Here is a 26,571-nt window from a genome sequence, read left to right on the forward strand (position 1 = left end):
TTTGTTTTAGATAAACTCCCCAATATTCTGGCCGGGCCGCACCCTTGCTGGCGGAGGTCTAGAGGAGTACCGGAGATGACCCCACAATCGATCAAGACCGTCGAGTTCGAAAAGCCGAACCTGTCGGATGCCGAAAACGCCACTGGCGGTAGCTGCGTGGCCCATGCCTGGGCCAAGGTGCCGCCGGTGCTGACGCCCGACGAGCGCCAGTCCCTGAAGACACGTATTCGCCGCCTGCTCAAGGAGCGCAATGCGGTGCTGGTGGCGCACTATTACGTCGACGCCGACCTGCAGGACCTGGCCGAGGAAACCGGCGGCTGCGTCTCCGACTCCCTGGAAATGGCCCGCTTCGGCCGCGACCACGAGGCCCAGACCCTGGTGGTGGCGGGCGTGCGCTTCATGGGCGAGACCGCCAAGATCCTGAGCCCCGAGAAGACCGTGCTGATGCCGGACCTGGACGCGACCTGCTCGCTCGACCTGGGTTGCCCGGCCGACGAGTTCGCCGCCTTCTGCGATGCGCACCCGGACCGCACCGTGGTGGTCTACGCCAACACCAGCGCCGCCGTGAAGGCGCGCGCGGACTGGATGGTGACCTCCAGCATCGGCCTGAAGATCGTCGAGCACCTGCATGCGCAGGGCAAGAAGATCCTGTGGGCGCCGGACAAGCACCTGGGCAGCTATATCCAGAAGCAGACCGGTGCCGACATGCTGCTGTGGCAGGGCTCGTGCCTGGTGCACGACGAGTTCAAGGGCATCGAGCTGGACCTGCTGCGCCGCGAATTCCCCAACGCCAAGATCCTGGTGCATCCGGAATCGCCGGAAAACGTGGTGGCGCAGGCCGACGTGGTCGGCTCCACCTCGCAGCTGATCGAGGCCGCACAGAAGCTGGACGCGACCGAGTTCATCGTCGCCACCGACAACGGCATCCTGCACAAGATGCGCATGGCGGCGCCCGGCAAGCACTTCATTGAAGCGCCCACGGCCGGCAACAGCGCCACCTGCAAGAGCTGCGCGCACTGCCCGTGGATGGCCATGAACGCGCTCACCAACCTGGCCGAGGTGCTGGAAACCGGCCGCAACGAGATCCATGTCGACCCGGTGACCGGGCGCCAGGCGGTGACTTGCATCAACCGCATGTTGGACTTCGCCGCCGCGCAGAAGCGCAATGTGCGTCCGTCGGCAGACCTGGCCAAGGAACAGGCGCTGTTCCAGGGGATTGGCCCGGCATGAGCGTGAACCCGATTTTCGACAGCTATGGCCCGGCGCTGCAGGCCGCGCTGCAAGCCAATGTGCAGGCCGCCATTGCCGAGGATGTCGGCAGCGGCGATCTGACCGGCCTGCTGGTACCTGCGGCCAAGGCGGCGCGCGCACGCGTGATCGTGCGCGAGTCCGCCGTGCTATGCGGCCAGCCCTGGTTCGATGCCTGCATGCGTGCAGTCGACCCGGCGCTGGAAGTGCGCTGGCTGCAGCAGGAAGGTGCCCGCATGGCGCCCGATTCGGTGGTCTGCGAGATCACCGGTCCGGCGCGCTCGCTGCTGACGGCGGAGCGCCCGTCGCTGAATTTCCTGCAGCTGCTGTCGGGCGTGGCCACCGCCACGCGCCGCTATGCCGACCTGATCGCCGGCACCCGTGCGCGCGTGCTGGATACGCGCAAGACGCTGCCGGGCCTGCGCCTGGCGCAGAAGTACGCGGTCCGTATCGGCGGCGGCGAGAACCAGCGGCTGGCGCTGTACGATGGCATCCTGATCAAGGAAAACCACATCGCCGCGGCTGGCAGCATCAGCGCGGCCATGCAGGCGGCGCTGGCGCTGGATACCAGCGCGTCGGTGCAGATCGAGGTGGAATCGCTGGCCGAGCTGGAAGAAGCGCTGGCGGCCGGCGCGAAGTCGGTGCTGATCGACAACTTCACCGTGCCGATGATGCAGGATGCGGTCAGGCTCAACCGGGGCAGGGCGCTGCTGGAGGTGTCGGGCGGCGTCAATGCCGACACCATCCGCACCTTTGCCGAAACCGGCGTGGACCGGATCTCGGTCGGTGCGCTGACCAAGGACGTGCGGGCGACGGACTATTCGCTGCGGATCATCGGCTGACGCTTCGCGCGATACCAGAAAAACGGGGTGGGGCCTTGCGGCGCCACCCCGTTTTTCTTTGCCTGGCCGCCGTCAGCGCTTCCTTGCGGCTGGCGGCTGCATCACCGTCGGCAGCGCCTTGGGCAGTGCATCCGGATAGTCCCGGCTGAAATGCAGTCCCCGGCTTTCATGGCGCGAGTAGGCGCTGTCCACGATCAGCGAGGCCACCTCGACCAGGTTGCGCAGCTCCAGTAGGTCGCTGGTGACACGGAAGTGGGCGTAGTACTCGGCGATCTCCTCGCGCAGCAGGCCGATGCGGTGTTGGGCGCGTTCCAGGCGCTTGCTGGTGCGCACGATGCCGACGTAATTCCACATCATGCGGCGCAGCTCGTCCCAGTTGTGCGACACCACCACTTCCTCGTCGGCATCGGAGACGCGGCTTTCATCCCAGGCCGGCAGCGCGATGTCCGGCAGGCCGGCCTTGTCCTTGGACGAAATGTCCTCGGCCGTGGCGCGGCCGATCACCATGCATTCGAGCAGCGAGTTGGAGGCCAGCCGGTTGGCGCCGTGCAGGCCGGTGCACGCGGTTTCGCCGACGGCGTACAGGTTGCCGATATCGGTGCGCCCGGCGGTGTCGGTGACCACGCCGCCGCAGGTGTAGTGGGCGGCCGGCACCACGGGAATCGGCTCGCGCGTGATGTCGATGCCGAACTCCAGGCAGCGCGCGTGGATGGTCGGGAAGTGTTCCTTCAGGAAGGACTCGGGCTGGTGGCTGATGTCCAGGTAGACGCAGTCCAGGCCGCGCTTCTTCATCTCGAAGTCGATCGCGCGCGCCACCACGTCGCGCGGCGCCAGTTCAGCGCGCGCATCGTGTTCGGGCATGAAGCGGGTGCCGTCGGGCAGCTTGAGCAGGCCGCCTTCGCCGCGCACCGCTTCGGAGATCAGGAAGGACTTGGCGTAGGGGTGGTACAGGCAGGTCGGGTGGAACTGGATGAATTCCATGTTCGACACCCGGCAGCCCGCGCGCCAGGCCATGGCGATGCCGTCGCCGGTGGCCGTATCCGGGTTGGTGGTGTACAGGTAGACCTTGCCGGCACCGCCCGCGGCCAGCACGGTGTGCGTGGCGGTGAGGGTATGCACTGCGCCGGTGCTGTCGTCCAGCACGTACAGGCCGTAGCAGCGGTTGCCCGGCAGGCCCAGCTTGCGCGAGGTGATCAGGTCGATCGCGAAGTGGTCTTCCAGGATGGTGATGTTCGGATGCTGCGTCGCCTGCTGCAGCAGCGTGCTGACCACGGCGTGGCCCGTGGCGTCGGCGGCGTGGATGATGCGCCGGCGGCTGTGGCCGCCCTCGCGCGTCAGGTGGAAGCCCAGTTCGGCCTGCTCGTCGCGCGTGAACGGCACGCCGCGGTCGATCAGCCACTGGATGGCCTCGCGCCCGTGCTCCACGATGAAGCGCGTGGCCTCTTCGTCGCACAGCCCCGCACCGGCGACGAGCGTGTCCTGCGTATGCTCGTCATGGCTGTCGCCGGAATCCAGCACAGCGGCAATCCCGCCCTGCGCCCAGTCGCTGGCGCCCTGGGTCATGGCGCGCTTGCTGAGGATGGCCACCCGGTGGGTGTCGGCCAGTTGCAGTGCGACCGTAAGGCCGGCCAGGCCGCTGCCGACGATGGCGACGTCGAAATTCATGATGCGGAGATGCGCCGGGGGGCGCTTGGCAGATGGGGGAAACGGGAAAGTCTACACCTGCCCGCCATGCCGTGCATCAGTGCCGCGGGTGCGGTGGTCGCCTATCGCACCAGCACTGCATGGACAAAACAAAAAGCCCCGCGGCATGGCGGGGCTTTCTGGCGGGAACCGGGATCAATTACTTGATCTTGGTTTCCTTGTAAGCGACGTGCTTGCGGGCGACGGGATCGAACTTCATGATCTCCATCTTTTCCGGCATGGTGCGCTTGTTCTTGGTGGTCGTGTAGAAATGACCCGTACCTGCGGTCGATTCCAGCTTGATCTTGTCGCGGCCGCCCTTGCTTGCCATGATGTGCTCCTAATTAGACTTCGCCGCGTGCGCGCAGGTCGGCGAGCACGGAGTCGATGCCTTTCTTGTCGATCAGGCGCAGGCCGGCGTTCGAGACGCGCAGGCTCACCCAGCGGTTTTCGGATTCAACGAAGAAACGACGATTCTGCAGGTTGGGCAGAAAACGGCGCTTGGTCTTGTTGTTTGCGTGGGAAACGTTGTTGCCGACCATCGGCGCTTTCCCGGTCACTTGACAGACGCGTGCCATGAAGCACTCCTAAATCTTCTATTCGTGGACAATGTTCGCAACAGATCAACAAAAGGCGCGCGGGCCCGGACTGCAGCGGTTGAGACTTCAGCAAAACGGGCATTATAGACCGGATTCCCTCGCCGAATCAATGCCTTCTGTGCTTTGACGTTATCTGGTGTTGCTGCGCTGCCGGTGCCGTGGCGTTGGCGTCACAGCCCGGGCGGGCGGTCGCAGCAGTCGGCCAGCGGTGGTGCCGCGCGGGTGGTTGTGCGCGCCGATGATGCCGGCCGCATTATGCACCAGCGCCTGGCGCGCCACCTCGCGCGGGTAGACGGCGGTGCGCGTCAGGGTGCCGCGGAACAGCTCCTCGCTGGCCACCATGCGGTTGGGCGGATCCAGGAACAGGCACAGGAACACCTCGTGCGGCAGCGATGCCAGCGTCAGGCGCAGGTAGTTGCGCACCGCCGCCGGGGAGTCGAAGCGGGTGGGCAGCCGCAGCGATTCGGCCAGCGCGCGCCGTGCCAGCTCCGGAATGGCCTGCAGCTAGGCATACTTGGTCTCGCCCATGCCGCGGATGCTGGTCAGCGCGCGCCCCTCGGCCGCGAACAGGGCTGTCAGCGAGCCGAAGCGGTGCAGCAGCTCGCGTGCCAGGTCCACGGCACTTTTGCCGGCCGCGCCCACGCGCAGCAAGATGGCCAGCAGCTCGGCGTCGGACAGGGCGGCGGCGCCGCTTTCCAGCAGTTTCTCGCGGGGCCGCTCGCAGGCGGGCCAGTTGGCAATGGTCATGAGCACTCCAGGGTAGTCACGCCGTGATGAGGGTGAGGCCGGGCCCGGGGCGGCGGGCGATGGGCCAGTCGAATACAATACGGGTTGTTGACCGGTTGATCACCCATGAATTTGCAAACTTTCGCGTCGGAAACCGACGGCGGCACGGCTGGCCGCAAGACTGTCCAGGCTGACTCTTTCCTGACCCTGCACTACAGCATCGCGCTCGAGAACGGCACCGAGGTTGTCAGCACGTTCGAGGAGAAACCCGCCACGCTGCTGCTCGGCCAGGGCCAGTTCGCGCCGACGCTGGAGCAGGCGCTGTTCGGCATGCCCGAAGGCGAGCGTATGACCTACCGGCTAGCGCCGGAGCAGGCCTTTGGCCCGCGCAACCCCGAGCTGCTGCAGTGGGTGTCGCTGGCCACGCTGCGCGAGAACAGTTCGTTCGAAGAGGACTACAGCCCGGGCGACCTGGTGGAGTTCAACGCGCCCGGCGGCGGCAAGTACGCGGGTGTGCTCAAGGAGATCGGCGAGACCGCTGCGCTCTTTGACTTCAACCATCCGCTGGCCGGGCAGACCATCCTGTTCGACGTGCAGCTGATCGGCATTCTCTGAGCACGCCGCACGCGTGCCGAACCATCCTGATACCGCAGCATGCCTGACCTGACCCTCGCACCCGACGCAGAAATCCTGATGGCGCAGCCGCGCGGCTTCTGTGCCGGCGTGGACCGTGCCATCGAGATCGTCGAGCGTGCGCTCGAGCGCTTCGGCGCGCCCATCTACGTGCGCCACGAGATCGTCCACAACGCCTATGTGGTGGCCGACCTGCGCCGCAAGGGCGCGGTGTTCGTGCGCGAGCTCGACGAGGTGCCCGCGGGCGCCACCGTCATCTTCAGCGCCCACGGCGTGTCGCGCGAAGTGCGCGCCGACGCCGCCGCGCGCGGGCTGCACGTGTTCGATGCCACCTGCCCGCTGGTGACCAAGGTGCATGTCGAGGTGAGCAAAATGCGCGCCGAGGGCTGCGAGATCGTGATGATCGGGCATCGCGGCCATCCGGAAGTGGAGGGCACCATGGGCCAGGCCAGCGGCGGCATGCTGCTGGTGGAGTCGGTGGCCGACGTCGCCACGCTGCAGGTTGCCGACCCGTCGCAGCTGGCCTACGTGACCCAGACCACGCTGTCGGTGGATGAGACCCGCGAGATCGTGGCCGCGCTCAAGGCGCGCTTCGCGCAGATCCGCGAGCCCAAGAAGCAGGACATCTGCTATGCCACGCAGAACCGCCAGGACGCGGTGAAGTTCATGGCGCCGCAGGTGGAGGTGGTGATCGTGGTGGGCAGCCCCAACAGTTCCAACTCCAACCGCCTGCGCGAGCTGGCCGAGCGCCTGGGTGTGCCGGCCTATATGGTGGATGCCCCCGAGCAGGTGCGCCCCGAATGGATCGCCGGCAAGCGCCGTGTCGGCCTGACCGCCGGCGCTTCGGCGCCCGAGGCGCTGGCCCAGTCCATCGTTGACCGCCTGCGCGAACTTGGTGCGCGCCAGGTGCGGCCGCTCGACGGCATTCAAGAGAACATGGCGTTCCCGCTGCCGCGCGGACTGCTGCCAACCAGCGCCGCCGCCTGATGGGTGCGGGCTGCGCCCGCCTGCCAGCCTTGCCTTGAACAAGGGCGCCGCTTGATGCGGCGCCCTTTGTCTTTGGTGCGCCCGAATTGCAGCCGGCCGGTGCGAATAATGCACGAGGATGGTGCCGGTAATAACATGGCTGTCCTGCTGACCAGACAAATCAGGGTAATCCCCGGGTCTGGGGTTTTCCCTATTATGGTGCGGCGCTACATTCTGCACATTAGAGATGGGCGCAACTGAATTTAAATGAAACACCTAATTAATAAAGGCGCATTATAGGTGGTGCTGGCGATGCTTATACGCCTCACCGGGCGGCGCAGGCACGATTCTTGTAAGTAGGTGAGGCGGCCGCGTCATGTGAGCGGGAATTGCCGCAATCTGTGCATTGGGGAAATTCCCTAGCTCATTTGGTCGGTAAATGGTTAAGGATGTTGCGTCGCGTATTGCATCGACTAAGAAAGGGGATACAATGCGCGCGTTTCAAATTGAAACTAAACAAAGGCGGTCCAGGGAAACGTCCGGGAGGCGTTGAAAATCCCTGTCTTCGTGAATCCTAGGAGATCACTCATGCAAATCACGTTTGCCAAGATTCTGCCGATTGCGGCCGCAGTGGCGCTCGTAGCAGCTTGCGGCAAGAAGGAAGAGAAGCCGGCTGATGCGGCGTCTTCGGCGCCGGCTGCAGCAGCTCCTGCAGCGGGCGGCGGCGAAGTCGTCGTCAAGATCGGCCATGTGGCACCGCTCACCGGCGGCATTGCGCACCTTGGCAAGGACAACGAAAACGGCGCCCGCCTCGCCGTGGAAGAAGTCAACAAGACCGGCCTGGAAATCGGTGGCAAGAAGATCAAGCTGGAACTCGTCGGCGAAGACGACGCAGGCGATCCGAAGACCGGCACCGCCGTGGCGCAGAAGCTGGTCGACACCAAGGTGGTGGCGGTGGTCGGCCACCTGAACTCGGGCACCTCGATCCCGGCCTCGAAGATCTACAGCGATGCCGGCATCGTGCAGATCTCGCCGTCCGCGACCAACCCCGACTACACCAAGCAGGGCTTCAAGACCACCTTCCGCGTGGTGGCCACCGATGCCCAGCAGGGCCCGGCGCTGGCCAACTACGCCACCAAGAGCCTGCACGCCAAGAGCGTGGCGATCGTCGACGACGCCACCGCCTACGGCAAGGGCCTGGCCGACGAGTTCGAGAAGACTGCCAAGGCAGCCGGCGTGAGCGTGGTGGCGCGTGAAGCCACCAACGACAAGGCCACCGACTTCAAGGCCATTCTGACCAAGATCAAGGGCAAGAAGCCGGACGTCATCATGTACGGCGGCATGGACGCCACCGGCGGCCCGTTCGCCAAGCAGGCCAAGGAACTCGGCATCGGCGCCAAGATCGTCGGCGGCGACGGCGTATGTACCGACAAGGTGGCCGAACTGGCCGGCGATGCGGTCTCCAACATCATCTGCTCCGAGGCAGGTCTGGCGCTGTCGAAGATGGAGAAGGGCGCCGAGTTCGAGAAAAAGTATCAAGCCCGCTTCAATGCGCCGGTGCAGATTTACGCCCCGTTTACGTATGACGCGGTGATGGTCATCGTCGACGCCATGAAGCGCGCCAACTCTGCCGAGCCGGCCGCCATCCTGGTCGAGATGCCCAAGACCAACTACAAGGGCCTGATCGGCAACATCGCCTTCGACGAGAAGGGCGACATGAAGGAAGGCACCATCACGCTGTACGAGTACAAGGACAAGAAGAAGTCCGTGCTTGACATCGTGAAGATGTAATTCGGGCTTACCCGCCCGAATGTATGGACGGCACCGTGAGTACCTTGCGGTGCCGTTATTTTTAGCCTAGCCATATGTAATAGCGCCCTTACCATGGGCGGAACGCGGCAGGCCGCTTACCAGCAACCACCTTACCCACCACACCACTCATAAACACCAACGCCCACCCTGGCATCTACACTATGCCGAGCGGTCGGGGCAGAAGCAGGAGTTTTCATGGATATCTTTATCCAACAGATCGTGAACGGCCTGGTGATTGGCAGCATCTATGCGCTGATCGCACTGGGCTACACCATGGTCTACGGTATTCTCGGCATCATCAACTTCGCCCATGGCGACGTACTGATGATCGGCGCGCTGACCGCCCTGTCAGCCATCCTTGGTCTGCAGAAAATTGCCCCGGGGCTGCCCGAATGGCTGACGCTGGTCATCGCCACGCTGGTCGCCATGCCGGTCTGCGCCATGCTTTCGTTCACTATCGAGCGGGCCGCCTATCGACCGCTGCGCAATGCGCCGCGACTGGCCCCGCTGATTACCGCGATCGGCGTTTCCATCATCCTGCAGACAGTGGGGATGATGATCTGGTCGCGCAATCCGCTGACCTTCCCGCAACTGCTGCCTTCCGCGCCGATCGATATCGGCACGACCGGCGCCACCATCACCGGTAAGGAGATTGCGATCATCGCAATGGCAGTGCTGGTGATGGGAGGCCTGCTGCTGCTGGTCAACCGCACCAAGCTCGGCCGCGCCATGCGCGCCACCGCCGAGAACCAGAAGGTGGCCGGCCTGATGGGCGTCAACCCGAATTTCGTGATCTCCGCCACCTTCATGATCGGCGGCACGATGGCCGCGCTGGCTGGCGTGATGATGGCCACCAACTACGGCAACGCCCACTTCTACATGGGCTTCATCCCGGGACTGAAGGCGTTTACCGCCGCGGTGCTGGGCGGCATCGGCAATCTGGCCGGCGCCATGGTCGGCGGCATGCTGCTTGGCCTGATCGAAGCACTGGGCGCCGGCTACATCGGCGACCTTACCGGCGGCATCTTTGGCTCTAACTACCAGGATGTGTTTGCCTTCATCGTGCTGATCACGGTTCTGGTGTTCCGTCCGTCCGGCCTGATGGGCGAACGTGTTGCCGAGCGCGCCTGAGGAGAGAGAATCCATGAATACCCCGATTCCATCCACGGCGGTGGTTGCAGCACCGTCCCGAGTACCGGCCAAGACCCTGGCCGCGCTGCTGTCCTTCCTGGTGGTCGCCATGTGCGCGCCGTTCCTCGTGCAGACGCTGGGCGGCAATTACTGGGTGCGCGTGCTCGACTTTGCAATGCTGTACATCATGCTGGCGCTTGGCCTGAACATCGTGGTGGGCTTTGCCGGCCTGCTCGACCTGGGCTATATCGCGTTCTACGCGGTGGGCGCTTATCTGATGGCCTTGCTGGGCTCGCCCCATCTGGCCAACCAGTTCGAGGCAATCCACGCCCTGTTCCCGCAGGGGTTGCACCTGAGCATGTGGTTTGTGCTGCCAATCGCTGTGCTGGTGGCAGCCACGTTCGGCGTGCTGCTTGGCGCACCGACGCTCAAGCTGCGCGGCGACTACCTGGCTATCGTGACACTGGGCTTCGGCGAGATCATCCGTATCTTCCTGAACAACCTGGACCGTCCGGTGAACATCACCAACGGCCCGAAGGGCGTCACGGCGATCGACCCGGTCCATATCTTCGGCTTCGACTTTTCCAAAACGCACGAGATCTTTGGGCTCAAGTTGACGCCGGTGTTCATGTACTACTACCTGCTGGTCGCGCTGGTGATCGTCATCGTGTTCGTCTGCCTGCGCCTGCAGAACTCGCGTATCGGCCGTGCCTTCGTGGCGATTCGCGAAGATGAGATCGCCGCCAAGGCGATGGGCATCAATACCCGCAACATCAAGCTGCTGGCCTTCGCCATGGGGGCCTCCTTCGGTGGTTGCTCGGGTGCCGTGTTCGGCGCTTTCCAGGGTTTCGTCTCGCCCGAATCGTTCACGCTGTGGGAGTCCATCTACGTGCTGGCGATCGTTGTGCTGGGCGGCATTGGCCATATCCCGGGCGTGATCCTGGGCGGCATCTTGCTGGTCGGCTTCCAGGAGCTGCTGCGCGTGGTGGCCGAGCCGGTCCAGCACGCCATCTTCGGTCATGTAGTGGTCGATGCCGAAGTGCTGCGCCAGCTGCTGTTCGGCCTGGCCATGGTGGTGGTGATGCTGTACCGCCCGGCCGGCTTGTGGCCGTCGCCGCGCAAGGAAGACCGGCCGGTGGTGCGCCGTGCCGGCACCGTGGGCCGTTTCTGAGCAAGAGGACGAATAATGAGTAATGACAACTTCCTCCTGTCGGTACAGGGGGTCAACAAGCGTTTCGGTGGGCTGCAGGCCCTGTCGGAAGTGGGCCTGCAGATCAAGCAGGGCGAGATCTACGGCCTGATCGGGCCGAATGGCGCGGGCAAGACCACCTTCTTCAATGTGATCACGGGCCTGTACACACCGGACTCTGGCGAGTTCGTGCTGGACAGCAAGCCTTACCAGCCCACCGCGGTGCATGAAGTGGCCAAGGCCGGCATCGCCCGCACCTTTCAGAACATCCGCCTGTTCGGCGACATGACCGCGCTGGAGAACGTGATGGTGGGGCGCCACGTGCGCACCAAGGCCAATCTGCTGGGCGCGGTGTTTCGCCCGCCCTCGGTGCGGCGCGAGGAAGAGGCCATCGAGGACATGGCGCACGACCTGCTCGAATATGTCGGCATCGGCAAGTACGCCAACTTCACCTCGCGCAACCTCTCGTATGGCCACCAGCGCCGGCTCGAGATTGCCCGCGCGCTGGCCACCGAGCCCAAGCTGCTGGCGCTGGACGAGCCCGCGGCCGGCATGAACGCCACCGAGAAGGTTGAGCTGCGCGGCCTGCTCGACAAGATCCGCTCCGATGGCAAGACCATCCTGCTGATCGAGCACGACGTAAAACTGGTGATGGGCCTTTGCAATCGCATGACCGTGCTCGACTACGGCAAGGTCATCGCGCAGGGCCTGCCGCATGACGTCCAGAACAACCCGGCGGTGATCGAGGCCTACCTCGGCACTTCGGCCCACTGACGGGGGAGCCGCAAATGAATGACATAGTATTGAAGATCTCGGGCCTGAAGGTCGCGTATGGCGGCATCCAGGCAGTCAAGGGCATCGACCTCGACATCAAGGACGGCGAGTTGGTCACGCTGATCGGCGCCAACGGCGCCGGCAAGACCACCACCATGAAGGCCATCACCGGCCTGCAGGGCTGGGGCGGCGGCGATGTCGAGTACATGGGCAAGTCCATCAAGGGCGTACCCAGCTATGCGCTGCTAAAGCATGGCATGGCGATGGTGCCGGAAGGGCGGGGCGTGTTCGCCCGCATGACCATCACCGAGAACCTGCAGATGGGCGCCTACACGCGCAACGACGAGGCCGGCATCAAGGCTGACATCGACCGCATGTTCGGCATCTTCCCGCGCCTGAAGGAGCGTGCCAACCAGTTGGCCGGTACCATGTCCGGCGGTGAGCAGCAGATGCTGGCAATGGCGCGCGCGCTGATGAGCCAGCCGAAGCTGCTGCTGCTGGACGAGCCGTCGATGGGCCTGTCGCCGATCATGGTCGAGAAGATCTTCGAGGTCGTGCGCGACATCTCGGCGCAGGGCGTGACCGTGCTGCTGGTGGAGCAGAACGCGCGCCTGGCGCTGCAGGCTGCGCACCGCGGCTACGTGATGGAGTCGGGCCTGATCACCATGAGCGGGGACGCCAAGGAGATGCTGGACGATCCGAAGGTGCGGGCGGCTTACTTGGGCGAGTAAGGGGCTAACGGTTTTGGGTGCTCCAAAGCCATTCGAACCCGCCTAAGCAAGGTGTTCTCCCTCTCCCCTCATGGGGAGAGGGTTGGAGTGAGGGGTGGTCTAGCCAGGAACCACATCAAGCAGGGCCAACGGTTTTTATAAGCCCGTAGCGCTGGCAAACGCCTGCCCTCACCCCCACCCCTCTCCCGCAAGCGGGAGAGGGGTGCCTGCTGCGAGCGTCATCGACGCATCGGCACGCAGTGCTCAACAGTAGCCCTCACGCCTCGCCCCCGCGAGGCTTTTTTGTCAGGCCAGCTTCTTCAGCAGCGTGCGCAGCATGCCGGTCATCTGGTCGATCTCTTCACGCGTCACGTTCAGCGCCGGCATGAAGCGCAGCAGGTTCGCGCGCGGCGCGTTCAGCAGCAGGCCTTGCGGCGCCATGTCGCGGGCTTCTTCCACTAGTTGCGGGCCGATGTCCTTGCCCAGCATCAGCGCGCGCAGCAGGCCGTCGCCGCGTTCGCCGCCCAGGCCAAACTCGGCCGACAGCGCCAGCAGCTGTTCCCGCAGGTATTCGCCCTTGGCCTTGACGTCGTCGAGGAAGCCCGGCGCGGTCAGCTGCTCGATCACGGCGCTGCCCACCGCGGTCATCAGCGGGTTGCCGTTGTAGGTGCCGCCCTGGTCGCCGGCCTCGAAGCAGGCGGCCTCGGCCTTGCACAGCAGCGCCGACAGCGGCACGCCGCCGCCGATGCCCTTGCCCAGCGTCATGATGTCCGGCTCCACGCCCGCCAGCTCGTAGGCGAACAGGGTGCCGCAGCGTCCGCACCCGGTCTGCACTTCATCGACGATCAGCAGCAGCCTGTGCTTGTCGGCCAGTGCGCGCAGGCCCTGCATGAACTCGCGCGTGGCGGGGAGCACGCCGCCTTCGCCCTGCACCGGCTCGAGCATGATGCCGACGGTCTTGTCGGTGATCAGCTTCTCCACCGAAGCCAGGTCGTTGAGGTCGGCCTTGGGGAAGCCCGACACCTGTGGCGCGAAGATGGTGTCCCAGCCGGCCTTGCCCGACGCGCTCATGGTGGCGAGCGTGCGGCCATGGAAGCTGTGGTCCATGGTGATGATCTCGAAGGCGCCGTCCTTGTGCTTGCGGCCCCATTTGCGCGCCAGCTTGATCGCGCCTTCGTTGGCCTCGGCGCCGCTGTTGGCGAAGAAGACCTTGTCGAAGCAGCTGTGGTCGGTCAGCTGCCGGGCCAGCTTGAGCATCGGCTCGTTGTAGAAGGCCGGGCTCGGGTTGATCAGCCGGTGCGACTGGGCCACCAGCGCGTCGATCATGCCCTGGTTGGAATGGCCCAGGCAGTTCACTGCCCAGCCCTGCACGAAGTCCAGGTATCGCTTGCCGTTGTGATCCGTCAGCCAGGAGCCCTTGCCCTCGGTGAACACGAGCTCGGGCCGGTTGGTGATGTACATCAGGGATTGGACGGGATACTCAGCAAATGCCATGGCGGACTCCAGGGGTCGGCTTTAAACGATGGACGGACGGGCGTAACAACCGGGATAAAAACAAAAAGCCACGGGGGTTGCCCGTGGCTCGTTGACATGAACAGACGCAGTCGACGGTCAGCCGCGCGGCACCCCAGTGGGGAGCGACGTACGGAAGCTGCGGCGTCGGTTGAAGGTCATGTGCATGCGGGCAAATATAAGGCGCATGCGCCCGGGTGTCAAAACGAATTTTGGCAGGCCCGGGCATTGTTGCGCTGACGGAACGGCTGGCGGCGGCTTGCGCCTCAGGCCGCCGGGGCCGAGCCGGCCGGGTGCATGTCGGCCTCGGAAGTGAACGAGTCGGCGAAGAACGCGTCCTCGTGCAGCTTGCACTGGCGGGTGAAGTCGCCGCGCGCGGCATTGATCATCACCGGGGCGCCGCAGGCATAGACCTCGTGGCCCGACAGGTCGGGATGGTCGGCGATCACGGCCTGGTGGACAAAGCCGGTGCGGCCTTGCCAGTTGTCGTCAGGCAGCGCGTCGGAGACCACCGGCACGTACTGGAAGTTGGGCAGCTCGCGCGCCCACTGCTCGCACAGCGCGTGCATGTACAGGTCCTTGGGCCGGCGGCCGCCCCAGTACAGGGTCATCGGGCGCTCGATGCCGGTGTAGGCAGCGTGCTCGACGATGGCCTTGATCGGCGCGAAGCCGGTGCCGGAAGCCAGCAGGATGATCGGGGCCTCGGATTCCTCGCGCAGGAAGAAGCTGCCCAGCGGGCCCTCGAAGCGCAGGATGTCGCGCTCCTTCATGACCGGCTGGCCTTCCTTAGCGCCGAACACGTAGTCGGTGAAGGCGCCGCCCGGCATATGGCGGATATGCAGCTCGATCGGGCCGTCTTCATGCGGCGGCGTGGCGATCGAATAGCTGCGGCGCTTGCCGTCGCGCAGCAGGAATTCCACGTACTGGCCGGCCAGGTACTGCATGCGCTCGGTCGCCGGCAGCTGCAGCTTGATGGCGATCACGTCGTCGGCCAAGCGCTCGATCGCGGTCACGCGGCACGGCACCTTCTTGATCGGGATGTCGCCCGCGCCGTGGACTTCGCGGCACTCGATGGTGACGTCCGAGGCGGCGTTGGCGCAGCAGAACAGGGCGCGGCCCTCGGTCTTCTCCTGCGCGGTCAGTGCCGCCGGGGCGTGGTCGCCCTGCACGATGGTGCCTTCGAGCACGCGGCCCTTGCATGAGCCGCAGGCGCCGTTCTTGCAGCCATAGGGCAGTCCGATGCTGTGGCGCAGGGCTGCGCCGAGGATGGTTTCGTCCGCTGCCACTTCAAACTTGTGGCCGCTGGGCATGACGGTTACTTGATAAGCCATAATCGGTCTATGAGCCAAATTCTGTCGAAGCTGCAGCCCTCGCGCCTCCCACAAGCTCCGCGGCTGCCGGCACCTTCGCGCCGGCTGGGCCGCCCGCGCCTGTTGATCGTCGGCTGCGGGGATGTGGGGACGCGCTGCCTGCGAATCCTGTCGTCGCGCATGCGTGTCTTTGCCGTGACTTCACAGCCGGCGCGCCGCGCTGAACTGCGTGCCGCCGGCGCGGTGCCGCTGGTGGCGGACCTGGACCGGCCGGCCACGCTGGCACGGCTGCACGGGCTGGCCACGCAGGTGCTGGACCTGGCGCCGCCGCCCGGGCAGGGCGAAGGCGATCCGCGCACGCGTGCCTTGCTCGCCGCCTTGCGCCGGGCGGCCTGGCGCAAGGCCAGGACGTCGGCCGGCATGCTTCCCGGCGAGCCCGCCATTCTACCCGACCGGGGCAGGCCCCGCGCTGCGTTTGTCTACGCCAGCACGTCGGGTGTGTATGGCGACCGGCAGGGGGCCCGGGTCTCGGAATTCCACGCCGTTCGGCCCCAGACCGCCCGCGCGCGCCGCCGCGTGGCCGCCGAGCAGGCAGTGCGCGGCTTCGGCCGCGATGCCGGCTGGCGTGCCAGCATCGTGCGCATCCCCGGCATTTATGCCGAAGACCGCCTGCCGCTGGCGCGCCTGCACCGCGGCACGCCCGCGCTGGTGCCGCAGGACGATGTCTACACGAGCCATATCCACGCCGACGACCTGGCGCGCACCATGGTCGCGGCGCTGTTCCGCGGCCGCGCGCAGCGCGTGGTCCATGCCAGCGACGACACCGAGCTGCGCATGGCCGACTACTTCGACCTGGTCGCCGACCGTCGCGGTCTGCCGCGCCCGCCGCGGATCACGCGTGGCGAGGCGCGTGAAGTGATCGACAAGACGCTGCTGAGCTTCATGAGCGAATCGCGCCGCCTCGACAACCGCCGCCTGAAACGCGAACTGCGCCTGCGGCTGCGTTATCCGACCGTCACTTCCTTCTTCGACGCCTGACCGCCTGGCCGGCGCGCTCCAGTACGCTGGCACGGGGCTTGCTGCCCCTGTGCGTCGTTTTACTCCTGTCTATACAACAACACTTCCGCCGCCCCGGCCAAGTGCCAGCACCACAATCCATGAACCGGACCGGTGCGAGGCCTGTTGAGAAATCCCCGCCGGAAAGCGCCTTTCAAGGTGCTTATCCGCCTAGTTGCTTGGTGGAAGCCCTACGTTGACTTGTATATACAGGTACTGTTTAATGTCCGAAAACGAGCGCGGCCGCACGCATGGCCTGGCGTCGACGGACACACCAAAGGAGCGTACAGATGAGGAATCACAGCAGGATTCGCGGTCGGATGGCAGTGCAGGCCGTGGTGCTGGTTGCGGCATTGGGGGCTGGTGCGGCCCAGGCGCAGAACACCCAGGTCACGCTGGGCATGAGCGGCTGGACCGGTTTCGCGCCGCTGACGCTGGCCGACAAGGCCGGAATCTTCAAGAAGCACGGCGTGGACGTCGACATCAAGATGATCCCACAGAAGGACCGCCACCTGGCGCTGGCCTCGGGTGCGATCCAGTGCGCGGCCACCACGGTGGAAACGCATGTGGCCTGGAACGCCAACGGCGTGCCTATCACCCAGATCGTGCAGCTCGACAAGTCCTACGGCGCCGACGGCCTGGCCGTGCGTAGTGACGTCAAGGGCTTCGCCGACCTGAAGGGCAAGACCATTGGCGTCGATGCGCCGGGCACCGCGCCGTATTTCGGCCTGGCCTGGATGCTGAAGAAGAACGGCATGACGCTCAAGGACGTCAAGACCACCACGCTGTCGCCGCAGGCGGCCGCGCAGGCCTTCGTGGCCGGCCAGAATGACGGCGCCATGACCTATGAGCCGTACCTGTCGACGGTGCGCCAGAACCCGGACAAGGGCAAGATCCTGGCGACCACGCTCGACTACCCGATGGTGACCGATACGCTGGGCTGCGCGCCGAAGTGGCTTAAAGAGAATCCCAAGGCCGCGCAGGCGCTGGTCGACAGCTACTTCGAGGCGCTGGAGATGATCCAGAAGGAGCCGGCCAAGGCCAACGACATCATGGGCGCGGCGGTCAAGCAGACCGGCGAGCAGTTCGCCAAGTCCTCCGCCTACCTGCGCTGGCAGGACCGCGAGGCCAACCGCAAGTTCTTTGCCGGCGAGCTCGCCAGCTTCAGCAAGGAAGCGGCAGGGGTGCTGCTGGATATCGGCGTGATCCGCCAGGTGCCGGACGTGACGGCGCTGTATGACGCGCGTTTCCTCAAGTAACCGACAGTCTTCAGGAGGCGTGACGTCATGACGCAAGCCAGACTTGGAACACCCGCCCCGGCCGCTGCCGCGGCGGCCCCTGCCGCAGCGGCGGCGCCGGTGCGCCGGCGCCACCCGTGGCTGGCCCCGCTGGTGCCGGTGGCACCCAACACGCGCTGGATGCTGGGCCTGTCCTTCTTTGTGCTGTTCTTCGGCATCTGGGCCGTGGTGACGCTGGGCGGCTTCGTGCCGCGCACGTTCCTGGCCGATCCGATGACGATGGCCAGGGAAGGCGTGCTGCTGTTTACGGAGTACAACTTCATCGGCGACATCGGCATGACCGTGTGGCGCGTGGTCGGCGGCTTCGTGCTGGCTGCGGTGCTGGCGGTGCCGCTGGGCATTTTCATGGGCGCCTACAAGGCGGCCGAGGCCTTCTTCGAGCCCTTTGTGTCGTTCTGCCGCTACCTGCCCGCGTCGGCCTTTATCCCGCTGCTGATCCTGTGGGCCGGCATCGGCGAGACGCAGAAGCTGCTGGTGATCTTCATCGGCTCGTTCTTCCAGATCGTGCTGATGGTGGCGGTGGCCGTCGGCGGCGCGCGCAAGGACCTGGTGGAGGCGGCCTACACGCTGGGCTCCAACAGCGCCGGCATCGTGCGGCGCGTGCTGATTCCCGGCGCCGCGCCGGAGATCGCGGAGATCCTGCGGCTGGTGCTGGGCTGGGCCTGGACCTACGTGATCGTGGCCGAGCTGATCGGCTCGTCGTCGGGCATCGGCCACATGATCACCGACAGCCAGGCGTTGCTCAACACCGGGCAGATCATCTTCGGCATCATCGTGATCGGCTGCATCGGCCTGGTCTCGGACCTTGTCTTCAAGCGCGCCAACCAGCGCCTGTTCCCGTGGAGTTCGATCCAATGAGCGCACTGTCCATCCAGCAGGTCTCGCGCACCTTCTCCAACCCGCGCGGCGGCCAGACCCTGGCGCTGCAGCCGGTCGACTTCGAGGTCCGCGACAATGACTTCGTCACCATCCTCGGGCCGTCGGGCTGCGGCAAGTCCACGCTGCTGCGCATCGTCGCAGGGCTGGATACGCCCACCAGCGGCCGCGTGCTGCTGGACGGCCAGCCAGTGTCCGCCCCCGGCGCGGACCGCGGCATGGTGTTCCAGTCGTACACGCTGTTCCCGTGGCTGACGATCGAGCAGAACGTGCGTTTCGGCTTGCGTGAGCGCGGCATGAGCGCCGCCGAGCAGAAGGAGCGCAGCGACTTCTTTATCCAGCGGGTGGGGCTGCGCGGCTTCGAGCACCATTACCCCAAGCAGCTGTCGGGCGGCATGCAGCAGCGCACCGCGATTGCGCGCGCGCTGGCCAACGATCCCAAGATCCTGCTGCTCGACGAGCCCTTCGGTGCGCTCGACAACCAGACCCGCGTGCTGATGCAGGAGTTGCTGCTGGGTATATGGGAGGCGTCGCGCAAGACGGTATTATTCGTGACCCACGATATCGACGAGGCCATTTTCATGGCCAACCGGGTGGCGGTGTTTTCTGCCAGGCCGGGTCGGATCAAGAGCGAGATCGCGGTGGATTTCCCGCATCCGCGCCATTACACCGTCAAGACCACTCCGGAGTTCTCCGCGCTCAAGGCGCGGCTGACCGAGGAGATTCGCGCCGAGGCCATGGCCTCGGCCGAGCACTAGGCATCCAACCAACGCCATGAACCACGCCGTCGGCACCGCATCCTCCGCTTCTGCCTCTCCCACCGCGCTCTACCAGCAGGTGAAGGAGTACATCGCCCGCCAGATCCAGAGCGGCGCGTGGCAGCCGGGCGACCGGGTGCCGTCGGAGCAGGAACTGGTGAACCGCTTCGGCGTCTCGCGCATGACCGTCAACCGGGCGCTGCGCGAGCTGCAGGAGCAGGGCCGGGTGGTGCGGGTGGCCGGCGTGGGCACCTTCGTGGCGGAGCACAAGCCGCAGTCGACGCTGCTGTCCGTGGTCAACCTGCAGGACGAGATCCGCATGCGCGGGCATGACTATGCCTGCGACGTGATCCTGGTGGAGCGCGTGTCGGCCTCGATCGAGGTGGCCGCCGCGCTGGAGCTGCGCACCGGCGAATCGGTGTTCCACTCGGTCTGCGTGCATCGCGAGGACGGCGTGCCGGTGCAGCTGGAGGACCGCTACGTCAACCCGCGCGTGGCGCCGGACTTCATCAGCCAGGATTTCAGCGAGACCCAGCCCGGCGAATACCTGCTGCGCCATGTGCCCTACGATCAGGTAGAGCACGTGGTCGATGCCATTGCCGCCACGCCGGAGCAGGCCGCGCAGCTGGAAATGCCGGCCACGCAACCTTGCCTGATGCTGACGCGCCGCACCTGGACCAACGGCGTGCCGGTGACCTTCGTGCGCTGCCTGCATCCGGGCAACCGCTATCGCCTCGGCAGCCGCTTCCGCGCCGAGGGCAACCCCGCTTTCGGCTGAATCCACAGGATCCGGCCCACGGTTCAACTTTTACTCTAAGCTGTATAGACAGGAGCATACAAATGAGCGCCAGCCAACACGACGACCAAGCTTCCCGCCCGCTGCTGACCCTGCAGCCGGGTCAAGTCACCCTGGCCGACCTGCGCCGCATCTACCGCGGCGAAGTGCGCCTGGCCATGGCCGAATCGGCCTGGGCCGGCGTGCGCGCCGCGCAGGCCACGGTGCAGGACATCATCGACGCCGACGCCGTGGTCTACGGCATCAACACCGGCTTTGGCAAGCTGGCGCAAAGCCGCATCCCGCACGACAAGCTGGCCCAGCTGCAGCGCAACCTGGTGCTGTCGCACAGTGTCGGCACCGGCCCCGACCTGGCCGAAGACACGGTGCGCCTGATCCTGGCGATCAAGGCCGTGAGCCTGGCGCGCGGCCATTCGGGCGTGCGCCCGGAACTGATCGAGGCGCTGCTGGCGCTGGCCAACCGCGGCGTGACGCCGTGCATCCCGGCCAAGGGGTCGGTGGGCGCCTCGGGCGACCTGGCGCCGCTGGCGCATATGTCGTGCACGCTGATCGGCGTGGGCGACGTGCTGGTCGACGGCAAGCGCGTGCCCGCTGCCGAGGGCCTCGCGCACGCCGGCCTGCAGGCCTTCGAGCTGGGCCCCAAGGAAGGCCTGGCGCTGCTCAACGGCACCCAGGTGTCGACCGCGCTGGCGCTGGCCGGCCTGTTCGCCGCCGAAGATGCCTTTGCCGCCGGCCTGGTGGCGGGCGCGCTGTCGCTGGAAGCGATCAAGGGCTCGGTCAAGCCCTTCGACGCCCGCATCCATGAGGCGCGCGGCCAGGCCGGCCAGATCGCCGTGGCCGGCGCCGTGCGCGCGATGCTGGACGGCAGCGAGATCGTCGATTCGCACAAGGCCTGCGGCCGCGTGCAGGACCCGTACTCGATCCGCTGCCAGCCGCAGGTGATGGGCGCGTGCCTGGACAACCTGCAGCACGCCGCGCGCATCTTGCAGATCGAGTCCAATGCCGCCTCGGACAACCCGCTGGTGTTCTCCGCGCAGGGCGACGTGGTCTCGGGCGGCAACTTCCACGCCGAGCCGGTGGCCTTTGCCGCCGACATCATCGCGCTGGCGATTGCCGAGATCGGCGCGATTTCCGAACGCCGGCTCGCGCTGCTGCTCGACACCGGGCTGTCGGGCCTGCCGCCGTTCCTGGTGCGCGACGGCGGCCTGAACTCGGGCTTCATGATCGCGCAGGTGACCGCGGCCGCGCTGGCCTCCGAGAACAAGGCGCTGGCGCATCCGTCCAGCGTCGACAGCCTGCCGACCTCGGCCAACCAGGAAGACCATGTGTCGATGGCCACCTACGGTGCGCGCCGCCTGGGCGAGATGGCCGCCAACACCGCGGTGGTGGTCGGCATCGAGGCCATGGCCGCGGCGCAGGGCATCGAGTTCCACCGCCCGCTGAAGTCGTCGCCGCTGGTGGAGCAGGAACTGGCCCGCATCCGTGCGCGCGTGGCCTTTGTCGAAGAAGATCGCTACCTGGCGCCGGATATCGAAGCGATGAAGCAATGGGTGGTGCAGGGCGATGCCGGCGCGGGCTGGCCCGACGCCGTGCGCACGATCCTGCCGACCAACCTGTCGTAACGCGCCCCGCGCCGACACTGCCAGACCAGACCCGCAGCAGGAGAACAAGACATGAACGCCAACGAAAACCAATTCATCCAGCGCGGCCAGCGCGAAATCCGCGCGCCGCGCGGCAGCCAGCTGCACTGCAAGAACTGGCTGATCGAAGCCGCCTACCGCATGATCCAGAACAACCTCGACCCGGACGTGGCCGAGCGCCCGCAGGACCTGGTGGTCTACGGCGGCATTGGCAAGGCGGCGCGCAACTGGGAGTGCTTCGACGCCATCCTGGACAGCCTGCGCCGCCTGGGTGAGGACGAGTCGCTGCTGGTGCAGTCGGGCAAGCCGGTGGGGGTGTTCCGCACCCATGCCGATGCGCCGCGCGTGCTGATCGCCAACTCCAACCTGGTGCCGCACTGGGCCAACTGGGACAAGTTCAACGAACTGGACCGCGCCGGCCTGATGATGTACGGCCAGATGACGGCGGGCTCTTGGATCTACATTGGCACGCAGGGCATCGTGCAGGGCACCTACGAGACCTTTGTCGAGGCCGGCCGCCAGCACTACAACGGCGACCTGTCGGGCAAGTGGATCCTGACCGCGGGCCTGGGCGGCATGGGCGGCGCGCAGCCGCTGGCGGGCGTGCTGGCCGGCGCCTGCGTGCTGGCGATCGAGTGCCAGGAGTCGCGCATCGATTTCCGCCTGCGCACGCGCTATGTCGACAAGAAGGCCACCACGCTCGACGAGGCGCTGGCGATGATCGCCGAGGCCACGCAGAACAAGCAGGCGATCTCGGTCGGCCTGCTCGGCAACGCCGCCGAGATCCTGCCGGAACTGGTCAAGCGCGCTCAGGCCGGCGGCATGCGCCCGGACATCGTCACCGACCAGACCTCGGCGCACGACCTGGTCAACGGCTACCTGCCGGCCGGTTGGACCGTCGACCAATGGGAAGCGGCGCGCACGCAGGATCCCAAGTCGGTGGAAGCCGCCGCGCGTCCGTCCATCGTGAAGCACGTGCAGGCCATGCTCGACTTCCAGAAGATGGGCGTGCCGACGGTCGACTACGGCAACAATATCCGCCAGGTCGCGTTCGACGAGGGTGTGAAGAACGCCTTTGATTTCCCCGGCTTTGTGCCGGCCTATATCCGCCCGCTGTTCTGCCGCGGCAAGGGCCCGTTCCGCTGGGTCGCGCTGTCGGGCGATCCGGAGGATATCTACAAGACCGATGCCAAGATGAAGGAGCTGTTCCCCGAGGACAAGCACCTGCACCGCTGGCTCGACATGGCGCACGACCGCATCGCCTTCCAGGGCCTGCCGGCGCGCATCTGCTGGGTGGGTCTGGATGAACGCCACCGCGCCGGCCTGGCCTTCAACGAGATGGTCAAGTCGGGCGAGCTGAAGGCGCCGGTGGTGATCGGGCGCGATCACCTGGATTGCGGCTCGGTGGCCTCGCCCAACCGCGAGACCGAGGCCATGCGCGACGGCTCGGATGCGGTGTCGGACTGGCCGCTGCTCAACGCGCTGCTGAACACCGCGGGCGGCGCGACCTGGGTCAGCCTGCACCACGGCGGCGGCGTCGGCATGGGCTTCTCGCAGCATTCGGGCGTGGTGATCGTGTGCGACGGCACCGATGCCGCGGCCAGGCGCATCGAGCGCGTGCTGTGGAACGACCCGGCGACCGGCGTGATGCGCCATGCTGACGCGGGCTATGAGATTGCCATCGAATGCGCGCACGAGAAGGGCCTGAACCTGCCGATGGTGAAGGGCGCATGAGCCTGACGCTATTTCAACGGTTCGCGCTGGCCGACATCGCGCCCACGCGCTGGAAGAACGGCGGCGGCAACACGCGCGAGATCGCGGTGTGGCCGGCCGGCGCCGGCATGGATGACTTCGTGTGGCGGCTGAGCGTGGCCGATGTCGGGCAGGACGGGCCGTTCTCGGCGTTTCCCGGCATTGATCGCCAGATCGTGTTGCTGGAGGGCGCCGGCGTCACGCTGCGTGCGGACGACGCCAGCTTCAGCCACCGCCTTGAACATATCGGCGAGCCGTTCGCCTTCTCCGGCGATACCAGCCTGCAGGCGACGCTGATCGACGGCATCACGCGCGACTTCAACGTGATGACGCGGCGCGGCCACTGCCGTGCGCGCATCGAGGTGTTCCGGCAGGGGTTTGCGCCTGGCACCGGCGGCCATGCCGTCTGCCTGCTGGCCGTCAGCGGCGCATGGCAGGCGCAGGATGCCGGCCTGCTGCTGCAAGCGGGAGAAGGGGCGCTGTACGGCGCTGCCGAACCCTCATCCACGCCATCGTTTGAACCTGTGGGTGACGCGGCCCTGTGCCTGTGCGTCACCCTTGAGACGGAGCCCGGTCAATGACGCTGACCTCTCGATCCTCAACCTTGTCCGCGCCCAGCGCGGACGGCGTCTGGCACAACTGCCACCTGCTGCCCGATGCCTATCCGGCGAATGCGATCCGCGACGCCGCGCTGGTGGTGGAGCATGGGCGCATCGCCTGGCTGGGCGCCGCCGCGGACCTGCCGGATGCCTATCGCGGCGCGGCGCGCCATGATTCCCATGGGGCATGGATCACGCCCGGGCTGGTCGACTGCCATACGCACCTGGTCTACGGCGGCCAGCGCGCAGACGAGTTCGCGATGCGGCTGGCCGGCGCCGGCTACGAAGAGATTGCGCGCGCCGGCGGCGGCATCGTCTCGACCGTGCGCGCCACGCGTGCCGCGGATGAAGACACGCTGTTTGCCCAGGCCGCCGCGCGCCTGCAGCCGCTGCTGGCCGAGGGCGTCACCGCCATCGAGATCAAGTCGGGCTACGGGCTGAACCTTGAAGCCGAGCGCAAGCAGCTGCGCGTGGCGCGCCGGCTTGGCGAGCACTTCGGGATTTCGGTCTACACGACCTTCCTGGGCGCGCACGCGTTGCCGCCGGAATACGCGGGCCGTGCCGACGACTATATCGACCTGGTCTGCAACATCATGCTACCGGCACTGGCCGGGGAAGGGCTGGTCGACACCGTCGATGCCTTCTGCGAATCAATCGGTTTTTCGATTGCACAGACCGAGCGCGTGTTCGAGGCGGCGGCGCGCCATGGCCTGCGCGTCAAGCTGCATGCCGAGCAACTGAGCAACCTCGGCGGCGCCGCGCTCGCCGCTCGCCACCGCGCCTTGTCCGCCGATCACCTCGAGCATCTCGACGAGGCCGGCGTCGCGGCCATGGCAGAGGCCGGCACGGTGGCGGTGCTGCTGCCCGGCGCCTACTATTTCCTGCGTGACACCAACCTGCCGCCGATCGCGCTGCTGCGCCAGTATGGCGTGCCGATGGCAATCTCGACCGATCACAATCCGGGTACGTCGCCGGTCACTTCGCTGCTGCTGATGATGAATATGGCCTGCACCCTGTTCCGCCTGACCGTGCCGGAAGCGCTTGCCGGCGTGACCGTGCACGCCGCGCGTGCGCTGGGTGCATCGGATCGTCACGGGCGGCTGGAAGCGGGGCGCGTGGCCGACTTCGCGCTGTGGCGCATCGATTCGCCCGCCGAGCTGGCGTACTGGTTCGGCCGCAACCCGGTGGCGACGGTGGTGCGGCAAGGGCGTGTGTATGCGCATGAAGGAGCCTTGGCATGAGTAGCTCGCAACTCTTCGCTCCGTTTGCGCTGCTGCCAACGGGCTGGGCGCGCGATGTGCTGCTGGCCTGGGATGAGCAGGGCCGCTTCACCACCGTGCAGACCGGCGTACAGCCGGCCGCAGGCGGCGTGCCGCAGGCGGCCGGCCCCGTGCTGCCCGGCATGCCCAACCTGCACTCGCATGCGTTCCAGCGCGGCTTCGCCGGCCTGACGGAATTCCGCAGCCGCCCGCAGGGCGACGATCCGGCTGGTGCCGATTCGTTCTGGAGCTGGCGCACGCTGATGTACCGCTTCGCGCAGCGGCTCTCGCCCGACACGCTGGAGGCCATCGCCACCCAGCTTTATATCGAGATGCTGCGTGCGGGCTACACCAGCGTGTGCGAGTTCCACTACGTCCATCACGATGCGGGCGGCACGCCCTATGCCGATGCCGCCGAGATGTCGCTGCGGCTGCTGCGCGCGGCCCAGCGCACCGGCATCGGCATGACGCTGCTGCCGGTGCTGTACCAGACCGCCGGCTTTGGCGGCAAGCCGCCGCTGGCCGAGCAGCGCCGCTTCCTGCACGACACCGACGCCATGCTGCGGCTGCTGGAACGGCTGGCCCCCGCGTGCGCGCAGTCCGGCGCGCGGCTGGGGCTGGCACCGCACTCGCTGCGCGCGGTGCCTGAGGAAAGCCTCGCGCATGCACTGGCTGGACTGCAGGCGATCGACCCACAGGCGCCCATCCATATCCATATCGCCGAGCAGCAGAAAGAGGTCGACGACTGCATCGCGTGGTCGGGCACGCGCCCGGTGACGTGGCTGTTCGACCATGTACAGGTCGACGCGCGCTGGTGCCTGGTGCACGCCACCCATATGGACTGGGACGAGCGCCGGCGCCTGGCGCACAGCGGCGCGGTGGCCGGCATTTGCCCGACCACCGAGGCCAACCTGGGCGACGGCGTGTTCGAGGCTGCGCCCTACCTGGCGCAGCAGGGCGCATGGGGCATCGGCTCCGACAGCCATGCCAGCGTCAGCGTGGCCGAGGAGCTGCGCTTGTTCGAATATGGCCAGCGGCTCGGCCTGCAGCGGCGCAACGTGCTGGCGTCCGACACGCATGCGCAGGTGGCTGACCGGCTGTATCTCGAAGCCGTGGCTGGTGGCACGCGTGCCAGCGGCCGTGCCGTGGCGGGGCTTGTGCCGGGGCAACAGGCCGATTTCGTGGTGCTGGATGGCGCGCATCCGACGCTGGCGGGCCTCGATGGGCCGCAGGCGCTGGCGACGCATGTGTTTGCCTGCCATGGTCATGAGACACTAGCGGATGTCCGCACCGCCGGACGCAGCCGCGTGCAGCATGGCGCGCATCCGCTGCAGGCGGATGCGGGGCGCCTGTTCATCGCGGCGCGCGCCAGCCTGCTGGCCGACTGAAACCGGGCGCACGC

General features: G+C 66.5%; 24 protein-coding genes and 1 pseudogene. 19 read left to right on the top strand and 6 right to left on the bottom strand.

The features are described from left to right. The first annotated feature begins 75 nt into the window (after positions 1-75). Together nadA and nadC are read left to right on the top strand one after the other, a co-directional pair. On the top strand, positions 76-1,230 hold the full coding sequence (gene nadA, locus AC3WL8_RS02230) for a quinolinate synthase NadA (protein WP_013957872.1): 1,155 nt from the start codon (positions 76-78) through the stop codon (positions 1,228-1,230). Then, positions 1,227-2,090, top strand: coding sequence for a carboxylating nicotinate-nucleotide diphosphorylase (gene nadC, locus AC3WL8_RS02235; RefSeq protein ID WP_211980252.1), 864 nt, complete (start codon positions 1,227-1,229; stop codon positions 2,088-2,090). Before nadA ends, nadC begins: the two co-directional genes overlap by 4 nt. A gap of 72 nt (positions 2,091-2,162) precedes the next feature. Here the strand turns inward: nadC and nadB are convergent, their stop codons facing one another. The 4 genes and pseudogenes from nadB to radC form a co-directional block, all read right to left on the bottom strand. Beyond that, the gene (nadB, locus tag AC3WL8_RS02240) at positions 2,163-3,755 is read right to left on the bottom strand and encodes an L-aspartate oxidase (protein ID WP_492377808.1); all 1,593 of its coding nucleotides are present in this window, start codon (positions 3,753-3,755) and stop codon (positions 2,163-2,165) included. A 178-nt stretch (positions 3,756-3,933) separates the two neighbouring features. Beyond that, positions 3,934-4,104: a 50S ribosomal protein L33 gene (gene rpmG / locus AC3WL8_RS02245; RefSeq protein WP_010814980.1), complete on the bottom strand. Its 171-nt coding sequence runs from the start codon at positions 4,102-4,104 to the stop codon at positions 3,934-3,936. Between the two features lie 13 nt (positions 4,105-4,117). After that, positions 4,118-4,351: a 50S ribosomal protein L28 gene (rpmB, locus tag AC3WL8_RS02250; RefSeq protein ID WP_006575661.1), complete on the bottom strand. Its 234-nt coding sequence runs from the start codon at positions 4,349-4,351 to the stop codon at positions 4,118-4,120. Positions 4,352-4,501: 150 nt separating this feature from the next. Continuing rightward, positions 4,502-5,119, bottom strand: a pseudogene (gene radC, locus AC3WL8_RS02255) (RadC family protein). A gap of 105 nt (positions 5,120-5,224) precedes the next feature. Between radC and AC3WL8_RS02260 the strand changes: the two are divergent. The 7 genes from AC3WL8_RS02260 (at position 5,225) to AC3WL8_RS02290 (ending at position 12,334) form a co-directional block, all read left to right on the top strand. Further along, complete coding sequence (locus AC3WL8_RS02260) at positions 5,225-5,713, top strand: FKBP-type peptidyl-prolyl cis-trans isomerase (protein ID WP_013957868.1); 489 nt, start codon at positions 5,225-5,227, stop codon at positions 5,711-5,713. Positions 5,714-5,752: 39 nt separating this feature from the next. Beyond that, the gene (gene ispH, locus AC3WL8_RS02265) at positions 5,753-6,718 is read left to right on the top strand and encodes a 4-hydroxy-3-methylbut-2-enyl diphosphate reductase (RefSeq protein ID WP_492377809.1); all 966 of its coding nucleotides are present in this window, start codon (positions 5,753-5,755) and stop codon (positions 6,716-6,718) included. Between the two features lie 567 nt (positions 6,719-7,285). Further along, entirely contained in the window at positions 7,286-8,488 is a 1,203-nt protein-coding gene (locus AC3WL8_RS02270; RefSeq protein ID WP_013957866.1) for a branched-chain amino acid ABC transporter substrate-binding protein, read from the top strand. A 216-nt stretch (positions 8,489-8,704) separates the two neighbouring features. After that, on the top strand, positions 8,705-9,640 hold the full coding sequence (locus AC3WL8_RS02275; RefSeq protein ID WP_013957865.1) for a branched-chain amino acid ABC transporter permease: 936 nt from the start codon (positions 8,705-8,707) through the stop codon (positions 9,638-9,640). A gap of 13 nt (positions 9,641-9,653) precedes the next feature. Beyond that, positions 9,654-10,811, top strand: coding sequence for an ABC transporter permease subunit (locus AC3WL8_RS02280; RefSeq protein WP_211980248.1), 1,158 nt, complete (start codon positions 9,654-9,656; stop codon positions 10,809-10,811). 15 nt (positions 10,812-10,826) lie between these two features. Then, complete coding sequence (locus AC3WL8_RS02285; protein WP_013957863.1) at positions 10,827-11,603, top strand: ABC transporter ATP-binding protein; 777 nt, start codon at positions 10,827-10,829, stop codon at positions 11,601-11,603. Positions 11,604-11,617: 14 nt separating this feature from the next. Next, a complete protein-coding gene (locus tag AC3WL8_RS02290; protein ID WP_013957862.1) occupies positions 11,618-12,334 on the top strand; it encodes an ABC transporter ATP-binding protein in 717 nt (238 codons plus the stop codon). Between the two features lie 285 nt (positions 12,335-12,619). On the opposite strand, the gene AC3WL8_RS02295 is transcribed toward AC3WL8_RS02290, so the two are convergent. Both AC3WL8_RS02295 and AC3WL8_RS02300 read right to left on the bottom strand, forming a co-directional pair. Next, a complete protein-coding gene (locus AC3WL8_RS02295; protein WP_492377810.1) occupies positions 12,620-13,807 on the bottom strand; it encodes an acetylornithine transaminase in 1,188 nt (395 codons plus the stop codon). 284 nt (positions 13,808-14,091) lie between these two features. After that, positions 14,092-15,156, bottom strand: a complete 1,065-nt coding sequence (locus tag AC3WL8_RS02300) for a CDP-6-deoxy-delta-3,4-glucoseen reductase (protein WP_211980247.1) — start codon at positions 15,154-15,156, stop codon at positions 14,092-14,094. 9 nt (positions 15,157-15,165) lie between these two features. Between AC3WL8_RS02300 and AC3WL8_RS02305 the strand changes: the two genes are divergently transcribed. The 10 genes from AC3WL8_RS02305 to AC3WL8_RS02350 all read left to right on the top strand — a co-directional run bounded on the left by AC3WL8_RS02305 (position 15,166) and on the right by AC3WL8_RS02350 (position 26,557). After that, on the top strand, positions 15,166-16,173 hold the full coding sequence (locus AC3WL8_RS02305) for an NAD-dependent epimerase/dehydratase family protein (RefSeq protein WP_013957859.1): 1,008 nt from the start codon (positions 15,166-15,168) through the stop codon (positions 16,171-16,173). 308 nt (positions 16,174-16,481) lie between these two features. After that, entirely contained in the window at positions 16,482-17,450 is a 969-nt protein-coding gene (locus AC3WL8_RS02310; protein ID WP_211980246.1) for an ABC transporter substrate-binding protein, read from the top strand. Positions 17,451-17,477: 27 nt separating this feature from the next. Beyond that, complete coding sequence (locus AC3WL8_RS02315; RefSeq protein ID WP_013957857.1) at positions 17,478-18,347, top strand: ABC transporter permease; 870 nt, start codon at positions 17,478-17,480, stop codon at positions 18,345-18,347. Then, positions 18,344-19,123 (top strand): ABC transporter ATP-binding protein, encoded by a 780-nt coding sequence (locus AC3WL8_RS02320; protein ID WP_114132825.1) that lies wholly within the window; start codon positions 18,344-18,346, stop codon positions 19,121-19,123. The genes AC3WL8_RS02315 and AC3WL8_RS02320 overlap by 4 nt, the downstream gene beginning before the upstream one ends. A 16-nt stretch (positions 19,124-19,139) precedes the next feature. Continuing rightward, positions 19,140-19,901: a histidine utilization transcriptional repressor HutC gene (gene hutC, locus AC3WL8_RS02325; protein ID WP_211980245.1), complete on the top strand. Its 762-nt coding sequence runs from the start codon at positions 19,140-19,142 to the stop codon at positions 19,899-19,901. 62 nt (positions 19,902-19,963) lie between these two features. Next, positions 19,964-21,541, top strand: coding sequence for a histidine ammonia-lyase (hutH, locus tag AC3WL8_RS02330; protein ID WP_211980244.1), 1,578 nt, complete (start codon positions 19,964-19,966; stop codon positions 21,539-21,541). 51 nt (positions 21,542-21,592) lie between these two features. Continuing rightward, complete coding sequence (gene hutU, locus AC3WL8_RS02335) at positions 21,593-23,293, top strand: urocanate hydratase (RefSeq protein ID WP_013957853.1); 1,701 nt, start codon at positions 21,593-21,595, stop codon at positions 23,291-23,293. Then, positions 23,290-23,892 carry a HutD/Ves family protein gene (locus AC3WL8_RS02340; protein ID WP_492377811.1) on the top strand — a complete coding sequence of 201 codons (603 nt, stop codon included), beginning with the start codon at positions 23,290-23,292 and terminating at the stop codon, positions 23,890-23,892. Before hutU ends, AC3WL8_RS02340 begins: the two co-directional genes overlap by 4 nt. Then, positions 23,889-25,151: an imidazolonepropionase gene (gene hutI, locus AC3WL8_RS02345; RefSeq protein ID WP_492377812.1), complete on the top strand. Its 1,263-nt coding sequence runs from the start codon at positions 23,889-23,891 to the stop codon at positions 25,149-25,151. The genes AC3WL8_RS02340 and hutI overlap by 4 nt, the downstream gene beginning before the upstream one ends. Continuing rightward, positions 25,148-26,557, top strand: a complete 1,410-nt coding sequence (locus tag AC3WL8_RS02350; protein ID WP_211980241.1) for a formimidoylglutamate deiminase — start codon at positions 25,148-25,150, stop codon at positions 26,555-26,557. The genes hutI and AC3WL8_RS02350 overlap by 4 nt, the downstream gene beginning before the upstream one ends. Positions 26,558-26,571: the final 14 nt, after the last annotated feature.

Source organism: Cupriavidus sp. FW305-F7 (assembly GCF_058782875.1).